3 protein-coding genes are annotated in these 6306 nt (G+C 34.2%); all 3 read left to right on the top strand.

What is annotated here, in order from left to right:
• Positions 1 to 1629 (top strand): DNA translocase FtsK (locus ABS916_RS02415; protein WP_350450368.1); only part of this gene is annotated, 1629 nt, incomplete at its 5' end.
• Positions 1630 to 2073: 444 nt separating this feature from the next.
• Positions 2074 to 3405, top strand: coding sequence for a UDP-N-acetylmuramate--L-alanine ligase (murC, locus tag ABS916_RS02410; RefSeq protein WP_350450367.1), 1332 nt, complete (start codon positions 2074 to 2076; stop codon positions 3403 to 3405).
• 203 nt (positions 3406 to 3608) lie between these two features.
• Positions 3609 to 6269 carry a DNA polymerase I gene (polA, locus tag ABS916_RS02405; protein WP_350450366.1) on the top strand — a complete coding sequence of 887 codons (2661 nt, stop codon included), beginning with the start codon at positions 3609 to 3611 and terminating at the stop codon, positions 6267 to 6269.
• The last annotated feature ends 37 nt before the right edge of the window (positions 6270 to 6306 follow it).

Raw genomic sequence — 6306 nt, 5'->3', positions numbered from 1 at the left:
ACACAACCAGAAACACAACCAGAAACACAACCAGAAACACAACCAGAAACACAACCAGAAACACAACTGGATACAACTCTTACCGAAGCCATTGAAGAAAATAATTCTATCAACAATTTAGAAGAATCAAACCAAGATGGAATTGAAAATATTGTAGAGATGGAAAGTGAGATTACCACTCCATTATTGGAAATGACTGAAGAAATATACGATGAAAATTATATGTTCCCATCTGTAGATCTTTTGCTTCGACCTGTAAAACTAGAACCAAATGCAATTGACGATTGGGTTCTAGAACAAGCAGAAATATTAAATGAGACCTTAGATGCGTTTAATATCCATGCTCAAGTAATTGGTTGGACGATTGGGCCAGCAGTCACTCAATTTGAGCTTCAATTAGGTCGTGGCGTAAAAGTTAACAAAATTACGAACCTATCTGATGATTTGAAACTCTCGCTAGCGGCAAAGGATATTCGTATAGAAGCTCCAATTCCTGGAAAGAGTTCGGTAGGGATTGAAATTCCGAATAAAAAATCTAGACCTGTGATGCTATCAGAAGTGATGGAAAGTAAAGAGTTCAAAGAAAGTCATTCTCCTTTAACGGTTGCAATTGGGGTTAATATAGCGGGAGAAGCAGTTGTTTCGACTATCGATAAAATGCCTCATGGTCTGATTGCGGGAGCAACAGGTTCAGGAAAAAGTGTCTTTATTAATTCGCTGTTAGTGAGTCTATTGTATAAAGCTACACCAAGCGAAGTTAGATTGATTTTAATTGATCCAAAAGCAGTTGAGCTAGCTCCTTATAATGAAATTCCACATTTACTTTCTCCAGTTATTTCTGAACCTAAAGCAGCAAGTGAAGCTTTAAAATGGGCAGTAAACGAAATGGAAGAACGTTACCAAAAACTAGCAGCTGCAGGAGTTCGAAATATCCAACGCTTTAATGAAAAAGCAGAAGAACATAATGATCTCGGATTGAAAATGCCTTATATTGTAATCGTCATCGATGAATTAGCCGATTTAATGATGGTTGCCAGTAGTGACGTGCAAGATTCTATTGCAAGAATTACACAAAAAGCTAGAGCAGCAGGTATCCATCTAATTGTGGCTACACAACGTCCAAGTGTAGACGTTATTACAGGAACAATAAAAAACAATATTCCAACTAGAGTGGCCTTTATGGTATCTAGTCAGGTAGACTCGCGGACAATTTTAGATACAGGTGGAGCTGAAAAACTTCTTGGTAGAGGGGACATGCTGTTCCAAGAAAATGGTTCAGGTCGTCCAATACGTGTTCAAGGAACGTATGTTGAAAAAGAAATAGAACGAATCGTTAGACATGTAAAAGATCAACGACCTGCAAGGTATCTTTTTGAACCAGAATCATTGATGGCTAAATTAGAATCAGTTGAAGGAAAAGACGAATTATTTGAAGATGTTCTTCCTTTTATTGTTTCTGAGGGTCAAATATCAGCGTCAGCACTTCAACGAAAATTTAAAATAGGATTTAATCGAGCAGCTAATTTGATTGAATCCTTAGAAAATGAAAATTTTATATCAGGAAACAAAGGATCTAAACCACGCGAAGTATTTTTGACTAAAGCTGATTACGAAGAAAAATTTTTATAAACAGTTCTACTGAAAAATAAAAAAAGCGTTCTTAAGTCGACCTCCAAAAAGCTGATTTTTGGAGGTCTTTTTGTGTCTTATTTACCATTTTAATTAGAAATGGACATATCATTTACAAAAATAGTATTAAAAAAAGATGTCAATTGTATAATTGAATCCGTTCACAATATTTCATTCTGCTAAGAGTCAGAGGAAAACGAGTTTTTAAGTGTGCTATTAAATTAATTCATGGTATACTAATTTCGTTGTAATTTTGTCTTTTTTAACTACCGCTAAACGAACCATCTTATTTTAGCGAGAAATACAAAGATGGTTTTTTTTAACGCATCGTTCTATACTAACATTAAAGAACGTACTGGAATAGGATACATTAAATAGTCTCTCTCAAACATAACCATTCAAAAAGCATAAGGCTGAATTTACGAATATGGAGGAAATAAAGTAATGAAAAAAGAAACAATTTATCATTTTGTTGGTATTAAAGGTTCTGGTATGAGTGCTCTAGCTTTAATTTTGCACGATAAGGGATTTAAAGTTCAAGGATCGGATATTGAAAAATATTTCTTTACACAAAAAAATATTGAAGAAGCTAAAATACCAATGTTAAATTTTAACAAAGAAAATATTCATCAAGGATTAACTGTTATTGCGGGAAATGCTTTCCCAGATACTCATGAAGAAATAGTTGCGGCTAATGAATTAGGCTTAACCGTTATTCGTTACCATGATTTCTTGGCACAATTTATTGGTCAATTTACTAGTGTTGCAGTTACAGGATCACATGGAAAAACAAGTACAACAGGATTATTAGCCCATGTGTTAAGTCCACTTAAAAGCACAAGTTACTTAATCGGAGATGGAACTGGTCATGGAGTCCCTGATGCAGACTTCTTTATTTTAGAAGCATGTGAATACCGTCGTCATTTTTTAGCTTATCAACCCGATTACGCTATTATGACAAATATTGATTTTGATCATCCAGACTATTATAGCAGTCTTAATGACGTTTTTGATGCTTTCCAATCAATGGCAGTTCAAGTAAAGAAAGCTATTGTGGCTTGTGGAGATGACGAACAATTACAAAAACTCCAAGCGAATGTGCCAATCCTGTATTATGGTTTTGAAGATCATAATGATTTTCAAGCTAAAAATATGACTCGTTCAACTACAGGTTCTACATTTGATGTTTATGTAAGAGATGAATTTTATGGACATTTTGAAATTCCAACGTTTGGTAAACACAATATTCTTAACGCACTTAGTGTGATAGCTATTTGCCAATATGAAAATATTGATAAAGAAGGCGTAATGGAAAACTTAAAAACATTTAAAGGCGTTAAACGTAGATTTAGCGAAAAACAAATGTTGGACATGGTAATCATTGATGATTACGCACATCACCCATCTGAAATTCGTGCAACAATTGATGCTGCTCGTCAAAAATATCCAAATAAAGAAATTATTGCTATTTTTCAACCACATACCTTTACTCGGACAGTAGCATTGCTGAGTGATTTTGCAGAATCGTTGAATTTAGCTGACTCTATTTATCTATGTGATATCTTTGGATCAGTACGTGAGAATCAAGGAGACATTACAATACAAGATTTAGTTAACAAAATCGATAATGGAGCGACAATATTAAGTGAAGAAAATATGTCACCATTATTAGATCATCATGATGCAGTTGCTATTTTTATGGGAGCTGGAGATGTTCAAAAATTTGAACTAGCATACGAGACATTGCTAAGTCATTCGTCATTAACAAAAGAATAGAAAGAAGACCAAAAGCTATGAGATTAACCATAGCTTTTGGTCTTTTTTCAGAGGTTAATTTTACTTATTCGTTATCTGAAAGTGTAATCAAGTTCGCTATCCTACTATTTTTTTGTTAAAATAGTAACGATAAGTAGGGCTTTCAAAAGAAGTTAGTAGATGACTAAATTAATTAAAACAGTAGCAGCTAAAGGAGTTTTATGATGAATGAGAAAAAGAAATTAGTATTAATTGATGGAAATAGTGTTGCATATAGAGCTTTTTTTGCATTACATTCTCAATTAGAAAGAATGAAAAATAAGAACGGTTTGCACACGAATGCATTATATGGTTTTCATAATATGATTGATAGTGTATTAACAAAAGAGAAGCCAACACATGTCTTGGTCGCTTTTGACGCAGGAAATACAACCTTTCGACATAGTTTCTTTGATGACTATAAAGCAGGTCGCTCAAAGACTCCAAGAGAATTTTCAGAACAAATGCCTTATCTAAGAGAGTTGTTGGATGGATTTGGGATTAGACATTATGAATTAGAAAACTTCGAAGCAGATGATATTATTGGAACTCTGGCAACACAAGTTGATCCAACACTATATGATGTAGTGGTCATATCTGGTGACCGAGATTTAACACAATTGGCAAAAGAGAATGTTCGAGTAGACATCACAGTAAAAGGTGTTAGTGAGTTAAAAGGGTACACACCTGAATCAATTTATGAAGAGATGGGGATCAGCCCGCTTCAAATCATTGACATGAAAGGTTTAGCAGGGGACGCGTCAGATAATATACCAGGTGTGACAAAGATTGGCGAAAAGACAGCTCTTAAGTTATTGAAAGAGTATGGATCGGTAGAAGGAATTTATGAAAATATTGATTTATTAAAGAAAAGTAAAATGAAAGAAAACCTGATAAATGAAAAAGAAACAGCATTACTAAGTAAACGACTTGCGACTATTGATACCGACTCTCCTATAAAAGTTGGCGTTGAAGAATTGAGTTTCAATGGACCGAACATGGAAAAACTTATTTCTTTTTATAAAGAAATGGATTTTAATTCTCACTTAAGTAAGCTTGATACTGCGGAATATGATGCAGAACAAAATAGCCAAAAAGAAGCTATTTCATATACGATCGTGACGGAAATTACTGAGAATATGTTTAATGATAATATGGCGCTTTATGTAGAAATGTTAGGCGATAACTATCACACTTCTCCTATTTTCTGTATTGGATGGGGAGATGATGAACACATCTATGTTGCGGAACCAGAAGTTGTTTTTGCATCAGATGATTTTAAAAACTGGGCAAAAGATAAAGGAGCTCAAAAGCAAGTATTTGATGCTAAAAGGACCTACGTTGCATTAAAGAGACAAAATGTGGATATCGCATCAATTGACTTTGATATCCTATTGGCTTCTTATTTGCTAAACACAAAAGACAACAGTAAAGATCTATCTGAAGTGGCTACAGAACATGAGTATTATGAGGTTTCCTCAGATGAAAGTGTTTATGGAAAAGGAGCAAAAATTGCTATTCCAGAAGAGAAGACTGTGACATATGATCATATTGCAAGAAAGATAAAAGCGATTCGTATCTTAAGTAAACAATTAGGAGAAAACTTAGAAAAGAATGAGCAAACCAAGTTGTTTAATGAAATGGAGTTGCCTTTATCCATCGTTTTAGCTGAAATGGAACTTACTGGGGTAAAAGTAAACGATAAACGATTAATGGAAATGAAAGAAGAATTTGCCATTCGTCTAACAGATATTGAACAACGAGTATATGAACTAGCTGGTGAAAAATTCAATTTGAACTCACCAAAACAATTAGGCGTTATTTTATTTGAGAAGATGGGTTACCCTGTGATTAAAAAGACTAAAACGGGTTATTCTACTGCAGTGGATGTTTTAGAGCAATTAAGAGAACAAGCTCCGATTGTTGAGCACATTCTAGACTATCGTCAAATCGCAAAAATACAATCCACTTATATAGAAGGTTTATTGAAAGTAATTGATAAAAAAACCGGAAAAATTCATACACGTTACATGCAGACAATTGCTCAAACGGGACGTTTAAGTTCAGTTGATCCTAACTTACAAAACATTCCGATTCGATTAGAAGAAGGCCGAAAGATTAGACAAGCGTTTGTTCCTAGTCATGAAGGTTGGGAAATATTTGCATCCGATTACTCACAAATTGAATTGCGTGTATTGGGTCATGTTTCAGATGATAAATTATTAAAAGAAGCTTTTATTGAAGGACAAGACATCCATTCAAGTACAGCTATGCGTGTATTTGGTATTGGATCTCCAGAAGAAGTTTCTTCTGAAATGCGTCGAAGAGCTAAAGCTGTTAACTTTGGAATTGTTTACGGCATAAGTGATTATGGTTTATCGCAAAACTTAGGAATCAGCCGAAAAGAAGCACAGCAATTTATTGATACGTATTTTGAAAAATATCCTGGCGTAAAAACATATATGGAAGATATCGTGAGAGAAGCGAAAGATAAAGGTTTTGTTGAAACGCTCTTCCAACGTCGTCGTTATTTACCAGAAATCAATTCTCGAAATTTTAATTTGCGCTCATTTGCTGAAAGAACAGCTATCAACACGCCTATCCAAGGGAGTGCAGCAGATATTATAAAAATTGCTATGATTAAAATGGACGAAAAATTAAAAGAGTCAACTATGCAAGCAACTATGCTGCTACAAGTACATGATGAACTGATTTTTGAAGCACCTAAAGAAGAAATTGAACAATTAAGAGCATTAGTGATTGAAGTTATGGAAGGTGCAGTAGAATTATCTGTTCCATTAAAAGTCGACAGCAACAGTGGAAAAAGTTGGTATGAAGCGAAATAATAAAAAACGTGTTTCTGCTATGATTATTGATAGCAGA

Source organism: Carnobacterium sp. (assembly GCF_040274945.1).
Taxonomy (GTDB): Bacteria; Bacillota; Bacilli; order Lactobacillales; family Carnobacteriaceae; genus Carnobacterium_B.
This window is presented reverse-complemented; position numbering and strand designations above follow the sequence as displayed.